13 protein-coding genes are annotated in these 14,894 nt (G+C 64.2%); 9 read left to right on the top strand and 4 right to left on the bottom strand.

From position 1 onward, the window contains the following. Positions 1-4 precede the first annotated feature (4 nt). Genes A8B82_RS13695 through A8B82_RS13705 form a run of 3 tightly spaced genes read right to left on the bottom strand, consistent with a single transcriptional unit; the run spans position 5 to position 2,099 of the window. The gene (locus A8B82_RS13695; RefSeq protein WP_067293328.1) at positions 5-481 is read right to left on the bottom strand and encodes a CinA family protein; all 477 of its coding nucleotides are present in this window, start codon (positions 479-481) and stop codon (positions 5-7) included. Continuing rightward, positions 478-972 carry a phosphatidylglycerophosphatase A family protein gene (locus A8B82_RS13700; RefSeq protein ID WP_067293331.1) on the bottom strand — a complete coding sequence of 165 codons (495 nt, stop codon included), beginning with the start codon at positions 970-972 and terminating at the stop codon, positions 478-480. The genes A8B82_RS13695 and A8B82_RS13700 overlap by 4 nt, the downstream gene beginning before the upstream one ends. After that, complete coding sequence (locus tag A8B82_RS13705) at positions 969-2,099, bottom strand: bifunctional 2-C-methyl-D-erythritol 4-phosphate cytidylyltransferase/2-C-methyl-D-erythritol 2,4-cyclodiphosphate synthase (protein ID WP_067293333.1); 1,131 nt, start codon at positions 2,097-2,099, stop codon at positions 969-971. The genes A8B82_RS13700 and A8B82_RS13705 overlap by 4 nt, the downstream gene beginning before the upstream one ends. 234 nt (positions 2,100-2,333) lie before the next feature. Between A8B82_RS13705 and dusB the strand changes: the two genes are divergently transcribed. From dusB to ntrX, 5 genes are all read left to right on the top strand, one after another. Then, a complete protein-coding gene (dusB, locus tag A8B82_RS13710; RefSeq protein WP_067293389.1) occupies positions 2,334-3,266 on the top strand; it encodes a tRNA dihydrouridine synthase DusB in 933 nt (310 codons plus the stop codon). Continuing rightward, entirely contained in the window at positions 3,263-4,336 is a 1,074-nt protein-coding gene (locus tag A8B82_RS13715; RefSeq protein ID WP_067293335.1) for a two-component system sensor histidine kinase NtrB, read from the top strand. The genes dusB and A8B82_RS13715 overlap by 4 nt, the downstream gene beginning before the upstream one ends. Before the next feature lie 3 nt (positions 4,337-4,339). Further along, positions 4,340-5,713 carry a response regulator gene (locus tag A8B82_RS13720; protein ID WP_067293338.1) on the top strand — a complete coding sequence of 458 codons (1,374 nt, stop codon included), beginning with the start codon at positions 4,340-4,342 and terminating at the stop codon, positions 5,711-5,713. A gap of 112 nt (positions 5,714-5,825) precedes the next feature. Continuing rightward, positions 5,826-8,072, top strand: a complete 2,247-nt coding sequence (locus tag A8B82_RS13725; RefSeq protein WP_067293341.1) for a sensor histidine kinase NtrY-like — start codon at positions 5,826-5,828, stop codon at positions 8,070-8,072. After that, the gene (ntrX, locus tag A8B82_RS13730) at positions 8,069-9,481 is read left to right on the top strand and encodes a nitrogen assimilation response regulator NtrX (protein ID WP_067293344.1); all 1,413 of its coding nucleotides are present in this window, start codon (positions 8,069-8,071) and stop codon (positions 9,479-9,481) included. Before A8B82_RS13725 ends, ntrX begins: the two co-directional genes overlap by 4 nt. 234 nt (positions 9,482-9,715) lie before the next feature. Here the strand turns inward: ntrX and A8B82_RS13735 are convergent, their stop codons facing one another. Continuing rightward, positions 9,716-10,189, bottom strand: a complete 474-nt coding sequence (locus A8B82_RS13735; RefSeq protein ID WP_067293346.1) for a hypothetical protein — start codon at positions 10,187-10,189, stop codon at positions 9,716-9,718. Between the two features lie 128 nt (positions 10,190-10,317). Here A8B82_RS13735 and trkA point away from each other — a divergent pair, with 128 nt between their 5' ends. The 4 genes from trkA to hflX all read left to right on the top strand — a co-directional run. Further along, the gene (gene trkA / locus A8B82_RS13740; protein WP_067293349.1) at positions 10,318-11,694 is read left to right on the top strand and encodes a Trk system potassium transporter TrkA; all 1,377 of its coding nucleotides are present in this window, start codon (positions 10,318-10,320) and stop codon (positions 11,692-11,694) included. Positions 11,695-11,697: 3 nt separating this feature from the next. Continuing rightward, positions 11,698-13,248: a TrkH family potassium uptake protein gene (locus A8B82_RS13745; protein WP_067293352.1), complete on the top strand. Its 1,551-nt coding sequence runs from the start codon at positions 11,698-11,700 to the stop codon at positions 13,246-13,248. A gap of 131 nt (positions 13,249-13,379) precedes the next feature. After that, a complete protein-coding gene (gene hfq / locus A8B82_RS13750) occupies positions 13,380-13,619 on the top strand; it encodes an RNA chaperone Hfq (protein WP_007119530.1) in 240 nt (79 codons plus the stop codon). After that, the coding region (hflX, locus tag A8B82_RS13755; protein ID WP_067293355.1) for a GTPase HflX at positions 13,616-14,894 on the top strand (1,279 nt) is incomplete at its 3' end. The genes hfq and hflX, both read left to right, overlap by 4 nt.

Raw genomic sequence — 14,894 nt, forward strand, 5'->3', positions numbered from 1 at the left:
ATCTTCAAGGCAGGCTGAAAAGGCCTTGCAGCAGCAGCGTCAGCGCATGGTCGCGGGCTGCGGTGCGCACCCGGCTGCGGCCCAATGCGCCGAATTCCTGGGTGGTGGCCCAGACCTGATCGCCCGCGGCCAGGCCGAAACAGACGCGGCCTTCCGGCTTGTGCTCGGACCCGCCGGGGCCTGCGATGCCGGTGACGGAGACGGCCACCTGCGCATCGGAATGGGCCAGCGCGCCACTGGCCATTTCACGCGCAACCTCTTCGGAGACGGCACCGAACATCTGCAAGGTGCCGGGGCGGACGTCCAGCATCTTCATCTTGGCGGCATTGGTATAGGTGACAAAGCCAGAATCGAACATCACCGACGATCCCGGCATCTCGGTCAGGGCGGCGGCGACCAGCCCGCCGGTGCAGCTTTCGGCACAACTGACCATGACACCCTTTTTTTGTGCCAGTTCAATGATCTGTGATGCAATGCTCATGTCAAAACTCCATGGTACAATCCGGCCAGCAGCATCACGCACAGGGCGGCGAAAATGCCCGCGATCACGTCGTCCAGCATCACCCCCAGCGCATCGCCGCGCCGGTCGGCCCATCCCACCAGCCAGGGTTTCCAGATGTCAAACAGGCGGAACAGGACAAACGCCGCGATCCAGCCGGGCCACATCACCAGCATGTCCAACCCGCGCGTCCAGGCGGCATAGGACAGCGGCAACAGGGCAATCCACTGGCCCACGACCTCATCCACCACGATTTCGGAAGGGTCATGGTCGTCGCTGCCCGCCGTCATCTTTGCCGTGGCCCACCAGCCCTTGGCAAACCCGGCGATGACCGCAATCACCAGCAGGGGAAAGCCGCCAAGAACATGCAGCAGCCAGCCCCAGGGCAGCGCCACAAGCGAGCCCCATGTGCCGGGGGCGGGGCGGATGTAGCCGACACCAAAAACAGTTCCGATCGTCTTTGCGATATTCATGATTTCACCAATGTTGCCGTGGCCATGCAGGCGATCCCCTCGCCACGTCCGGTAAAGCCCAGCCGCTCTGACGTCGTGGCCTTGACCGAAACGCGGTCCACCTCGAGCCCCAGCAGGCCCGCCATCACACGGCGCATTTCCGGGGCATGGGGGCCGATCTTGGGCTGTTCGCAGATCAGGGTGCAATCGACATGGGTGATCGCGAATCCTGACTCAGCCGCAAGCCCGGCCGCATGGCGCAGGAAAATATCGCTGGCGGCACCTTTCCATTGCGGGTCCGAGGGCGGGAAATGCTGGCCGATGTCGCCCATCGCCAGCGCGCCATAGATCGCATCGGTCACCGTATGCATCCCCACATCCGCATCCGAATGCCCGACAAGCCCCTGATCATGCGGTATTTTCACGCCACAAAGCGTCACATGGTCGCCGGGGCCAAAGGCATGCACGTCGAATCCGTTGCCTGTTCTGATGTCCATCCGGCCCTCCAGTATCCGCGCGGCGCGGGCAAAATCGCCGGGCGTCGTGATCTTGATGTTATCGGCGTCGCCGGGGGTGATGGCAACCGCATGGCCTGCTGCCCGTGCCACCGCCACGTCATCCGCTGCCGGTCCGTCATATGCCGCATGGGCGGTGCGGATCAGGGGCAGGTCGAAGCCTTGTGGCGTCTGGGCGGCAAAAAGACCTTCGCGGTCCTGCATCCCGGTGACGTGGCCCGCGTTGCCCTGCCACAGCGCATCTGTCACCGGCAGGCCGGGGGCGGCGGCAGGGTGGTCTTGCAGCGCCGCGATCACGTCCCGGATCACCTGGGGCGAGACGCAGCAGCGCGCCGCGTCATGGATCAGCACCTTGCCCGACTGCGGCAACAGCGCCAGCCCCGCGCGCACCGATGCGGCGCGGTCCGATCCGCCGAGGGCAATCAGGATGCCCGCATCGCGGAACCCGGCGGCCTTTTCCATCTCATCGGGATGCAGCACCACTGCGATGGTGTCGACGGCGGGGTGCGCCTGAAATGCGGCGATGGTATGGGCCAGCACGCTGCGCCCTGCGACCCGCTGCCATTGCTTGGGCAAATCGCCCCCGGCGCGGGTGCCGCGCCCGGCCGCGACGACAAGGGCGCAAATGGTCATGAAAGGCTCTGATCGTGCATGAAACCTGTCTAGGGCCTGTGGCCGAAAGGCGCAATCGTGCAAGTGGTCTGCCTAAATATTAGGCAATTCAGGCTGTACTGTGGTCGTGAGAGGCGGTAATTCATTGAGGTATCAGGGGGGTGACGATAGACCATACCCAAGCGCACAAGGATTAAGCATGTGACCGCGACACGCCTGCCAAATGATCTGTTTCCCCCGGTGTTCCTGGCCCCCATGGCCGGAATCACCGATTTGCCCTACCGCAGGCTGGTGGCGCGCTTTGGCGCGGGGCTGGTCGTGTCAGAGATGGTTGCCAGCCAGGAATTGCTGTCGCGCCGCCCCGGCACCCGCGAAAAGGCCGAACTGGGCCTTGGCGTCGAAGGCACCGCCGTGCAGATCGCGGGCCGCGAGGCGGCACCGATGGCAGAGGCCGCGCGCATGATCGCGGGGCAGGGCGCGCGGATCATCGACATCAACATGGGCTGCCCGGCCAAGAAGGTGACGCAGGGGGCATCCGGCTCCGCCCTGATGAAAACCCCGGATCACGCCCTGCGTCTGATCGAGGCGGTGGTGGAGGCCGTGGATGTGCCGGTCACGCTCAAGACCCGGCTGGGCTGGGACGATGAGATGCTGAACGCCCCGGACATCGCGCGGCGGGCAGAGGCGGCAGGTATCCGCATGATCACCATTCATGGCCGCACCCGCTGCCAGTTCTACAAGGGGCGGGCCAATTGGCGGGCCATCGCGCGGGTCAAGGGCGCGGTGGATATCCCGGTGATCGCAAATGGGGACATCACCAGCACCCGCGCCGCGCGCACGGCGCTGGACCATTCCGGCGCAGATGGCGTGATGGTCGGGCGCGGGGCGCAGGGGCGGCCCTGGCTGCTGGCGCAGATCTCACACGCGCTTTACGGCACACCGGACCCCCAGGTGCCGCAGGGCCGCGACTTTGCCGATATGGTGGAAGATCATTATGAGGCGATGCTTGGCTTTTACGGTGTCGAACTGGGCGCAAGGGTCGCCCGCAAGCATCTTGGCTGGTACATGGATACTGCGGGTACCCCGGCGGAACTGCGCCGCGCGGTGCTGACCGGGGCCACAGCGGCCCGGACCGTCGCGCTGCTGCGCGAGGCGATGATCCCTGACCGCGCATTGGTGGCCGCATGAGCATGGATCACCAGATATGGGCCTCTCTGCCGATCCCCAGCTTCGTGATCGCGCCGGACAACAGCATCGACGCGATGAACCCCGCTGCCGAAGGTTTTCTCAACGCTTCCGCCAAACATGTGGAGGGCAGCCCGGTCTGGGACATGATCGCGGTCGATGACCCGCTGGAGGAAGCCTTCGAGCGCGCGCGCGACAGTGATACGCCGCTGTTTGTCAATGACATCGACGTCGGCTCCGGTCAGCGCGCGCCGCTGAAATCCTCGCTCCAGATTGCGCCGCTGTCGGGGCGCGCGGGCTATATGCTGATGATGATCAGCCCGCGCGAACTGGCCGGGCGCATGACGCAGAGCCATTCGGTCAAATCCGCCGCGAAATCGGCCATCGGCATGGCCGAAATGCTGGCGCATGAGATCAAGAACCCGCTGGCGGGCATCACCGGGGCGGCGCAGCTGCTGTCGATGAACCTCAATGCGGACGAGCTGGAGCTGACCGACCTGATCGTCGCGGAAAGCCGCCGCATCGTGAAACTGCTGGAACAGGTGGAGCAGTTTGGCAATCTGAGCGAGCCGGTGCGCAAGCCGGTGAACCTGCATGACGTGCTGGACCGTGCCCGGCGCTCGGCGCTGCTGGGCTTTGGCGCGCAGATGAAGATCATTGAGGATTACGACCCCTCGCTGCCGCATGCGCTGGGGGACAAGGATCAGTTGCTGCAAGTGGTGCTGAACCTGCTCAAGAACGCCTCCGAAGCCGCCGGAGAGGGCGGCGGCACGATCCGTCTGCACACCTATTTCGAACATTCCTTCCGCCTGCGCCGCGCGGATGGCACCGGCCAGTCGCTGCCCTTGCAGATCGAGGTGATCGACGACGGACCGGGCCTGCCCGAACACATCAAATCGGTGATCTTCGATCCCTTCGTCTCCGGCCGCGAGAACGGCACCGGGCTTGGGCTGGCGCTGGTGTCCAAGATCATTTCCGAACACGACGGCTGGATCTCGGTGGACAGCACACCGGGCCGCACCGTCTTTCGCATATCGTTATCCCGCGCCCCGGCGCAGCAAGAGGAGATATAAGACATGGATGGTACTGTATTGGTCGCTGACGACGACCGCACGATCCGCACCGTGCTGACACAGGCCCTGACCCGCGCGGGATGCAAGGTGCATGCCACCTCAAGCCTGACGACGCTGATGCGCTGGGTCGGTGAGGGCAAGGGCGACGTGGTGATCACGGATGTTGCCATGCCCGATGGCAACGGGTTGGAAATGCTGCCGAAAATCTCTCAGGACAGGCCGGATATGCCGGTGATCGTGATTTCGGCCCAGAACACCATCATGACCGCGATCAAGGCGGCGGAGGCGGAAGCCTTTGACTACCTGCCGAAACCCTTCGATCTGCCCGATCTGATGAAACGGACCGCCCGCGCGCTGGACCGGCAGGGTGCGACACGCGCAGCCCCGGCCGGCAAGACCGGAACAGAGGAACGCGACGACCTGCCGCTGGTGGGGCGCACCCCGGTGATGCAGGCGCTGTACCGTCTGGTGGCACGGGTGATGAACACCGACCTTCCGGTGCTGATCTGGGGCGAAAGCGGCACCGGCAAGTCACTGATCGGGAAGGCCATTCACGACTTTTCCGACCGCCGTTCCTTGCCCTTTGTCACCGTGACGGGTGCTGAGCTTCAGGACCTTGAAGGGCCTGCGCGCGTGCTGGCGCGGGTGCGAGGCGGCACCTTGCTGATCGACGAGATCGCGGATATCGACCACGAGATTCAGGCCCGTATCGCGCGGATGATGGACGCGCCCGGTGAACATACACCGCGATTCCTGGCCACCAGCCAATCCGATCTTGCCGCCGCGATGAAGGCGGGCACGCTGCGGCGTGACCTGTATTACCGGCTGTCCGGTGCCACCCTACATGTGCCTGCGTTGCGCGACCGGGTCGAGGACATCGACCTGCTGGCAGCGCATTTTCTGGAAAAGGCCGACGGGTCGGTTTCCACCCTGCCGCGCAACCTGTCCGAAGGGGCCTCCAAGGTCTTTGCCAATTACCCCTGGCCCGGCAACGTGCGGCAGTTGGAACATGCGATGCGTCAGCTTGCCCTGACCAGCCGCGCCGCCGAAATCTCGCAGGCCGAGGCTGAACAGGTGCTGGGGGCGCAGCCCTCGCCGGAACCGCTGAGCACCCAGGCCAATACCGAACGGTTGGGGCAAAGTGTGGAACGTCATTTGCGGCGCTACTTTGACCAGCATGGCGCGATTTTGCCGCCGCCGGGGCTTTATGCCCGAATCCTGCGCGAGGTGGAGGCCCCGTTGATCGAGATTGCGCTGGCGGCGACCTCGGGGAATCAGGCGAAATGCGCCGATTTGCTGGGAATCAACCGAAATACCCTGCGCAAGAAAATCACCGACCTCGATATTGAGGTGACACGGGGGCGCAAAATGATGTAAAACCGCCACATAACCGTGGCCATCGTGTCTCAGCTTTGGGTTGAATGCGATCAGGACCACATAATATGGCGGTTGATGCACCCGTGCATCACATCATCGGCGAGGATAACGGGTGGCATCCCGGTCACGCAGGATCACGTTGGAAACTCTGGGCCGTCTGCGGCGCGTCAAACGCGTGCGCAATCTTGCGACCCTGGGACTTGTGGTGCTGGGACCGGTGTTGGCCATGGCCACCTACCTGATTCTCGGGCCGTTGGGGCAGGGGGCCAATACCCCCAGCCTGCGCCTGATCCTGCTGACAGACCTGGTCTATGTCCTGCTGATCGCGGCACTTGTGCTGAGCCAGGTGGCGCGGCTGGTCGCGGCGCGGCGGGCCAAATCCGCCGGATCACGGCTGCACCTGCGCCTGACCGGGGTGTTTGCGCTGATGGCCCTGATCCCCACGGTCAGCGTGGCGGTCTTTGCGGGGCTTACGGTCAATGTGGGGCTGGAGGGCTGGTTTTCGGACCGGGTCCGGTCGGTTGTGGAGAACTCTCTGACCGCCGCGCAGGCCTATGAGAACGAACAGCGCGAGGGCCTGCGGGAGGACGCGGTGGCGCTGGCGCGGTTCATTGACCAGAACAGCGGCGCAGGGCGGGTGCTGACCGACCGGCAGCTTTTGACCGAAGGGCAGCGGCAATCCCAGCGGGGGTTGCGCGAGGCCTATCTGATTGACGGCACCGGCCAGATCCGGGCGCGGGGTGCGCGGTCTTACCTGTTCAATTTCGAAGAGCCGGGTGCCGCGCAGATCGAGGAATCGCGTGCCGCCGACGTTCTGGTGATCGAGGATTGGCCCACCAATGAATTCCGCGCCCTGGTGCCGTTGCAGGGGGCGGTGGACCGATACCTTTATGTCAGCCGGGATGTCGATGGCGATATCCTGTCGCTGCTGGATGAAACCCAGGAAACCGCCCGGCTTTATCAGCAGTTGGAGAAAGACCGGGGCAGGCTGCTGTTTGAGTTCGGCCTGCTTTATGTCGGCTTTGCCGTGATCCTGATTCTGGCGGCGGTCTGGCTGGGATTGTGGTTTGCCGAACGGCTGTCCGGGCCGGTGGGGCGGCTGACCGGGGCGGCGCAGCAGGTTGGCGCGGGCGATCTGAACGTGCAGGTGCGCGAAGAGGACGGCGATGATGAAATTGCCATGCTGGGCCGGTACTTCAACCAGATGACCACCCAGTTGCGGGGCCAGCGCGAGACTCTGCTGGACAACAACCGCCAGATCGAACGCCGCAGGCGGCTGTTCGATTCCGTGCTGTCGTCGGTCACCTCGGGGGTGGTGGGGCTGGACCCCGAAGGCAAGGTCACCTTCGTCAACCGCTCTGCCATGCGCCTGCTGGACTGGACCGAGGAACAGCAGTCGCTGTCGCTGACGGTTGCGGTGCCGGAATTCGGACCGCTGTTCGAGACACTGTCGGGCAGCGGCGGCGAGGCCGCGACCGGCGAGGTCAAGGTGTCCCGGCAGGGCGCGATGGAGAACCTGCTGGTGCGCATGGCCACCCGTCGCAGCGACAACGGCAGGCTTGAGGGCTATGTGGTTGCCTTTGATGACGTGACCGACCTGGTCAGCGCACAGCGCATGGCCGCCTGGGGCGACGTGGCGCGGCGCATCGCACATGAGATCAAGAACCCGCTGACCCCGATCCAGCTGTCGGCCGAGCGGATCAGGCGCAAGTTCGGGGCGCAGATGCAGGGCGAGGATGCCGAGAAACTGGACCAGATGACCGGCGTGATCATCCGCCAGACCGGGGACCTGCGGCGCATCGTTGACGAATTCTCCAAATTTGCCCGGATGCCGGAGCCGCAAACCGCGCAGGAGGATCTGTGCCAGCTTCTGCGGGACGCGGTGTTCCTGCAACAGGCGGGCCAGCCCGATGTCCGGATCGGTGCCCATCTGCCGGATCATCCCGTCCTGTCCCAGGTCGATGCCACGATGATCTCGCAGGCGCTGACGAACCTGATCAAGAACGCGGGCGAAGCCATTGAAAGCCTGAAGGAAAAAGGCGCGCCGGACGGGCTTGTGCCGCAGATTTCCGTCACGATGGTGCCGGGTGAGACAACCACCCGCATCACCATTGCCGACAACGGCATCGGCCTGCCCGAAGACCGGGCAAGGCTGTTTGAACCCTATGTGACGACGCGCAGCGAGGGCACCGGCCTTGGCCTGCCCATCGTCAAGAAGATCATCGAGGAACATGGCGGCAGCCTGACCCTTGAAAATGCTCCCGTGTTCGAGGGGCAAAACCACTTTGGCGCGATGGCGGTGATTACCCTGCCCATCGTGCCAACCCAGACCCCGGCCCAGATGGAGGAAACCGCATGAGTGATATTCTGATTGTTGACGATGAGAGGGACATCCGTGAGTTGATTTCGGACATCCTGGAAGACGAAGGATATGCGACGCGGCTGGCAGGTGGATCGGACGAGGCGATGGCCGCGATCAACACCGAGCCACCGGCGCTGATGATCCTCGACATCTGGCTCAAGGACAGCCGGATGGATGGCATCGACATTCTCAAGACCGTGAAACGCGACAACCCGGATGTGCCGGTGGTGATCATCTCTGGCCATGGCAACATCGAGATCGCGGTGGCGGCGATCAAACAGGGGGCCTACGACTTTATCGAGAAGCCCTTCAACATCGACCAGTTGCTGGTGGTGATCCGCCGGGCGATGGAAACCTCGCGCCTGCGCCGCGAGAACCAGACCCTCAAGCGCAAGGATATCGTGACCTCGGAGATGCTGGGCAATTCGGCGGCCTATCGGGCGCTGATCGGACAGCTGGACAAGGTGACCAAATCGAATGGCCGGGTGATGCTGAGCGGCCCTGCCGGATCGGGCAAGGAAATCGCGGCGCGCTATATCCACGCCCATTCCAGCCGGGCGCAGGCCCCCTTTGTCACCGTGAACTGCGCGGGCGTCGCCCCGGACCGGATGGAGGAGGTGCTGTTCGGCCGCGAAGGGGCAGACCGCGGGGTCGAGCCGGGGCTGCTGGAGCAGGCACATGGCGGCGTGATCTATTTCGACGAGGTGGCGGACATGCCGCTGGGCACCCAGTCCAAGATCCTGCGGGTGCTGGTCGACCAGCAATTCACCCGCGTGGGCGGCAATGACAAGGTGCGCGTGGACCTGCGGGTCATCTCATCGACCAACCGCGACCTTGAGGCCGCGATCCGGGCCGAGACCTTTCGGCAGGAGTTGTATCACCGGCTGAACGTGGTGCCGATTGCGGTGCCTTCGCTGGAAGAGCGGCGCGAGGACATTCCGCTGCTGGCGGAACATTTCATCGCCGAATTCAACCGCAGCCAGGGGCTGCCGCAGCGCGCGCTCAGCGACGACGCGATTGCGCTGATGCAGACCATGGTCTGGCCCGGCAACGTGCGCCAGCTCAAGAACCTGGTGGAGCGGGTGCTGATCCTGGGAGAGGGCACCGGCCCGATAGAGGCGCGTGAACTGCCCGGCGAGGAAGAGCGCGGCGAAGACGATGGCCGGGTTGTGCTGTCCGGTGCGCTGGCGACCCTGCCGCTGCGCGAGGCCCGCGAGGCATTCGAGCGGGAATACCTGCTGACCCAGATCAACCGCTTTGGCGGCAATATCTCGCGCACAGCGAATTTCGTCGGAATGGAACGCTCGGCACTTCACCGCAAGCTGAAGTCGCTGGGGGTGGTGACATCGGCCAAGTCCGGGGTGCGGGTTGCCCATGTGGACGAGGAGCAGGCGACGGTGGAGTGATTTTGGGGGATGTCCGCCCTTGTTTCGGCTGGTGGCTGATGTTCGGACTGGGGCGCTGCCCCAGACCCCGGGAATATTTACAGCGTCCCGCCTTTAACCTGATACACTCCGTATCGCCGATGTCCCGAGAGCGCGAAGCGCGGCAGGGTATCGGCGATTCAAGTTTAAGGCGGGGCGCTTTAGAGCCAAAAAGAACAGCGGGTATGTGACAGGCTGCAGGTCCTTGCGCGCGGATCAGCCGCGGTTGACGATCTGGAAACTGCCGTCGCGGTTGCGGATGGCGCAGGCCTCGGGCCCAAGGGCGGGCAGTACCTTGGTGGCCGCAGGCGGCGCGGCACGCGCCACGTTGTCAGGGCAGGGCGGGATCGACACCGGCGCATAGCCCTTGTCGGCCATACATTGCTGTTCGACACGTTTGCGCAGGCCATCGTTGGGATCAAAGCTGATGGTCTCGCCGGGGATGTAATAGCCCGGCACCACTGTGCAATTGCCCGCCGAATCGCAGCGCCTGCGCGGCGGAATGAATTCGGGTGGAAGCCGTCTGATCTGCGTGCTGGGGGGCACATCGCGCAGCGCTGCGACCTGACAGGCGTTTGTATCGCGGTTCAGCCGCTCGACCGCCACGCCGGGCTTGTAATAGGTCGTCAGCGGGGCGCAGCCCGCCGCCAGCCCCAGACCGAATATCGCTGCCATCCGAATGCGTTTCATGCAACCATTCTGCACCGGGCGCGGGGCAAAGGCAATTGCCGCCCCTTGCCAAGCTTTGCATCATGCCCTCTAACCGGGGCAGGATGCGCAAGGGCGTCGGCACGCGGGGCAACAGGTAGGGATGCGCCATGAAAGTGATCATTTGCGGCGCGGGACAGGTCGGCTGGCAGATTGCCCGCCACCTCAGCGGCGAACGGAACGACGTGACGGTGGTGGACAGCAATGCCGACCTGATCCGGCGGGCCACCGATACGCTTGACGTGCAGGGCATCGCGGGATTCGCAAGCTATCCCGATGTGCTGGACCGGGCCGGGGCGCGCGATGCCGAGATGATCATCGCTGCAACCCATTCGGACGAGGTCAACATGGTGACCTGCCAGGTTGCCCATTCGGTTTTCGGCATCAACCGCAAGATCGCGCGGCTGCGCTCGCAAAGCTATCTGGATGCGATCTATTCCGACCTTTACCGGCGCGATCACATGCCCATCGACGTGGTGATCAGCCCCGAGAAGGAAGTCGCCGCCGCAGCACTTCAACGCCTCTCGGCCCCCGCCGCCTTTGACACCGAGGTGTTCATGGACGGCAAGGCGCATCTGCTGGGCATCACCATTGATCAGGACTGTCCGGTGGTGAACACGCCGCTGCGCCAGTTGACGGATCTGTTCTCTACCCTGCGGGCGGTGGTTGTCGGGGTGCGCCGGGACGGCACGCTGTTTGCGCCGGAATCGGCGGATCAGCTGTTTGTGGGCGATGACACTTATGTATTCTGTCATCACGAGGATATTTCCCGCACCATGGAAATCTTTGGCAAGCGCACCTCCAAGCAGGAGCGCATCGTGCTTGTGGGCGGCGGCAATGTGGGGCTGACCGTGGCCCAGCATCTGGAAAGTGGTGCCAGCCGGATGCGCACCAAGATGATCGAGAAGAACCGCAAATGCGCCGAACGGGCCGCCGAGGCACTGGAGCGGACCATCGTGCTGAACGGCGATGGTCTGGACGCGGCCTTGCTGGCGGAGGCGGGTATCAGCCGGGCCGATGCGATGCTGGCGGTGACCGACGATGACAAGACCAACATGCTGTCCTGCGTGCGCGCCAAGGCCGAGGGCTGCCCCTTTACCATCGCGCTGATCAATGATCCCACGCTGGTGCCCCTGATGACGCCGCTGGGCATTGATGCCTATATCAACCCCCGCGCCACCACGGTCAGTTCGATCCTGCGCCATATCCGTCATGGCCGGGTGCGCGCGGTCTATTCCATCGGCGATGCCGAGGCCGAGGTGATCGAGGCGGAGGTGCTGTCGACCTCGCCGATTGCGGGGCGCACGGTGTCCGAGATTGAGTTTCCCGAAGGCGTGCTGGTGGGCATGTTGCGCAAGAACGGCAAGATCGTGCGCCCGCTTGCCAGCACCCGCATCGACGAAGGCGACACGATTGCGGTCTTTGCGCTGGCAGAGGACGTGCCCAAGGTCGAGCAGCTTCTGCAAGTTTCCATTGATTTTTTCTGACCCATGGGAAGCGCACGCCATAGACAGAAGAAGTCGCTGCGCAGCAGTTTCCTGGAACTGCCCCTGTTCCTGCTGATCTTCGGTGTGGCCTGCGCGTCGATGCTGGTGCCGGCCATTCACGGGCTTGCAGTGAATGATCATGGCAGCTCGCAGGCGTTTCTTTATGCAGGTGTGCTGGGGCTGGTGGCCTTTACCCTGATCGCGATTGCACATGCGGGGCGTGCGCCGCGCCATGGCACCCTTGGCCCGTTGATGTCGCTGCTGTCTGCCTTTGTCTTTCTGCCGGTGATGCTGGCACTGCCCTTTGTAGAGGCGCTGCCGACGACGCGGTTCGTCAATGCCTATTTCGAGATGGTCAGCGCCATCACCACTACCGGGGCCACCATGTTTCAGGAGCCCGGACGGCTGAGCCCGACGCTGCATCTGTGGCGGGCGCAGGTCGGCTGGATGGGCGGTCTGCTGATGTGGGTCGCGGCATCGGCGATCCTTGCGCCGCTGCATCTGGGCGGATTCGAGGTGACCTCGCAGGCCGAGCCGGGGCGGCGCGATACCTCGTCGGCGCGGATGGCCCCGATGAACCCCCGCGTCCGGCTGATCCGGGTGACGCGGACCCTGTTGCCGATCTATGCCGGGCTGACGCTGCTGCTGTGGCTGCTGCTGCTGGCGGAAGGGCAGCGGCCGCTGGTGGCGCTGTGCCATGCCATGTCGGTCATGGCGACCTCCGGCATCTCGCCGGTGGGCGGGGTCCAGAACACCGCCATCGGCCTGTCGGGCGAGGCGGTGATGGCGCTGTTCATGCTGTTTGCCCTGTCGCGGCTGACCTTTTCCAAGGACACGGTGACCGCGACGCAGGGGGGCCTGCGCACCGATCCCGAGTTCCGCATCGGCATCTTCATCACCCTCGCGGTGCCGCTGGTGCTGTTTGCCCGGCATTTCATCGGGGCCTATGACGTTTCGGCGATGGAGAATCTGGGCCAGGCGGTGCGCGCGCTTTGGGGGGCGCTGTTCACGGTGCTGTCGTTCCTGACGACAACCGGCTTTGTTTCCGTACACTGGATCGAGGCGCAGAGCTGGTCCGGGTTGCCGACACCGGGGCTGATCCTGATGGGGCTGGCGCTGATCGGGGGCGGCGTGGCGACAACGGCGGGCGGGGTCAAGCTGCTGCGGGTCTTTGCGCTTTATCAGAATGGCGCGCGGGAGATGGAACGGCTGGTGCATCCCTCTTCGGTCAGCGGGGCCGGGGCGGCAGGACGGCGGTTGCAATCCAACGGGGCCTTCATCGCCTGGATATTCTTCATGCTGTTTGCCCTGTCGCTGACGGCGGTGACCCTGTTGCTGACCCTGACCGGCGTGCGGTTTGACAATGCGGTGGTCCTGTCGGTCGCGTCGCTTGCGACCACGGGGCCGTTGATCGAATATGCCACCGATACGCCGATCCGGCTGATCGAACTGACCGTCGGTGCCAAGGCAATCTTGTGCGGCGCGATGGTGCTGGGACGGCTCGAAACGCTTGCCATTATCGCGCTCTTGACACCCGACCTGTGGCGCGGCTGACACTGGGCTGACCCAAAACCGGTCAAGCTGCGGAGATTGGGGGTGGAAACTCCCCGGCGGGGACTGCATAGTTGGCCAAATTGGGGGGGCCCGGTCCGCGGGTGCCGGCAAGAATAAAAGCGAGAAGTCAAATGGCGTCTGACAGACAGAACCTTCAGGATGCATTCCTGAACCACGTGCGCAAGACCAAGGTTCCGGTAACGATTTTCCTGATCAACGGTGTGAAATTGCAGGGTGTCATCACCTGGTTTGACAACTTTTGCGTGCTGCTGCGCCGCGATGGGCAGTCCCAGCTTGTGTACAAACATGCGATTTCGACCATCATGCCAAGCCAGCCGATCAGCCTGTATGAGGGCGAAGACGCTTCTTGAGCAAGACGCCTTTTCAGATCGACAATACCGATGGCCCGCGCGTGACGCGGGCCTGGGTTCTGCACCCTGACATCAGATCCGACCCGGACCGCCGCGCGCCGCAACCCGCGCTGGAGGAAGCCGTGGCGCTGGCCCGTGCCCTGCCACAGCTTGAGGTGGTGGGGGCCGATGTGGTGCCGCTGCGCAAGGTCGATGCGGGCAAGCTCTTTGGCAAGGGCAAGATCGCCGATCTGCATGACGCGCTGGAAGCCGCCGAGGTGGAGCTGGTGCTGGTGGACGGGTCGGTCAGCCCGGTGCAGCAACGCAACCTCGAAAAAGCCTGGGGCGTGAAGCTGTTGGACCGGACCGGTCTGATCCTCGAAATTTTCAGCGACCGTGCCGCCACCCGCGAGGGCGTGTTGCAGGTCGAAATGGCCGCGCTGAACTATCAGCGCACGCGGCTGGTGCGGGCCTGGACCCACCTTGAACGTCAACGGGGCGGGCTGGGGTTTGTCGGCGGTCCGGGCGAGACCCAGATCGAGGCCGACCGGCGCGCCATTGACGAACAGCTCGTGCGCCTGCGCCGCCAGTTAGACAAGGTGGTGAAGACCCGCGCGCTGCACCGGGCCGCCCGTGCCAAGGTCCCTTACCCGATCGTGGCGCTGGTGGGTTATACAAACGCCGGAAAATCGACGCTTTTCAACCGGTTGACCGGGGCGGATGTGATGGTCAAGGACATGCTCTTTGCCACGCTGGACCCCACCATGCGCAGTCTGGCGCTGCCCGACGGGCCCGAGATCATCCTCAGCGATACGGTTGGGTTCATCTCTGATCTGCCGACCGAACTGGTTGCCGCCTTTCGCGCGACGCTGGAAGAGGTGCTGGCCGCCGACATCGTGCTGCATGTGCGCGACATCAGCCATGCCGAGACCGAAGAACAGGCCCATGATGTGCGCGAGATCCTGACCTCGCTGGGTGTAGCCAAGGAAACCCGGACCTTCGAGGTCTGGAACAAGCTGGATCTGCTGCCCCCTGAGGCCGCCGAAGCAATGCGCCAACGCGCCGAGCGTGATCCGGATATGATTGCCATTTCGGCGATCACCGGCGCGGGGCTGGAGGCGTTGCAAGCCGCTGTGGCAGAGGCGCTGCAAGGGGCGGTGCGGGTTGCCGAGATATCCCTTGCGTTCTCGGAAGGGCGCAAGCGCGCCTGGCTGTTCGAACAGGACGTGGTGGAAAAGGAAACTCCGTCCGAGACCGGATTCGATCTGGTCGTGCGCTGGTCCGCCAAGCAGGAAG

Origin of the sequence: Sulfitobacter sp. EhC04, assembly GCF_001650875.1 — a bacterium.
Taxonomy (GTDB): Bacteria; Pseudomonadota; Alphaproteobacteria; order Rhodobacterales; family Rhodobacteraceae; genus Sulfitobacter.

Excerpts from the sequence above, each read along its gene's own strand:
- A8B82_RS13695 (WP_067293328.1), bottom strand. The coding sequence starts at position 481 with ATGAGCATTGCATCACAGATCATTGAACTGGCACAAAAAAAGGGTGTC.
- A8B82_RS13700 (WP_067293331.1), bottom strand. The coding sequence starts at position 972 with ATGAATATCGCAAAGACGATCGGAACTGTTTTTGGTGTCGGCTACATC.
- A8B82_RS13705 (WP_067293333.1), bottom strand. The coding sequence starts at position 2,099 with ATGACCATTTGCGCCCTTGTCGTCGCGGCCGGGCGCGGCACCCGCGCC.
- dusB (WP_067293389.1), top strand. The coding sequence starts at position 2,334 with ATGGCCGGAATCACCGATTTGCCCTACCGCAGGCTGGTGGCGCGCTTT.
- A8B82_RS13715 (WP_067293335.1), top strand. The coding sequence starts at position 3,263 with ATGAGCATGGATCACCAGATATGGGCCTCTCTGCCGATCCCCAGCTTC.
- A8B82_RS13720 (WP_067293338.1), top strand. The coding sequence starts at position 4,340 with ATGGATGGTACTGTATTGGTCGCTGACGACGACCGCACGATCCGCACC.
- ntrX (WP_067293344.1), top strand. The coding sequence starts at position 8,069 with ATGAGTGATATTCTGATTGTTGACGATGAGAGGGACATCCGTGAGTTG.
- A8B82_RS13735 (WP_067293346.1), bottom strand. The coding sequence starts at position 10,189 with ATGAAACGCATTCGGATGGCAGCGATATTCGGTCTGGGGCTGGCGGCG.
- trkA (WP_067293349.1), top strand. The coding sequence starts at position 10,318 with ATGAAAGTGATCATTTGCGGCGCGGGACAGGTCGGCTGGCAGATTGCC.
- A8B82_RS13745 (WP_067293352.1), top strand. The coding sequence starts at position 11,698 with ATGGGAAGCGCACGCCATAGACAGAAGAAGTCGCTGCGCAGCAGTTTC.
- hfq (WP_007119530.1), top strand. The coding sequence starts at position 13,380 with ATGGCGTCTGACAGACAGAACCTTCAGGATGCATTCCTGAACCACGTG.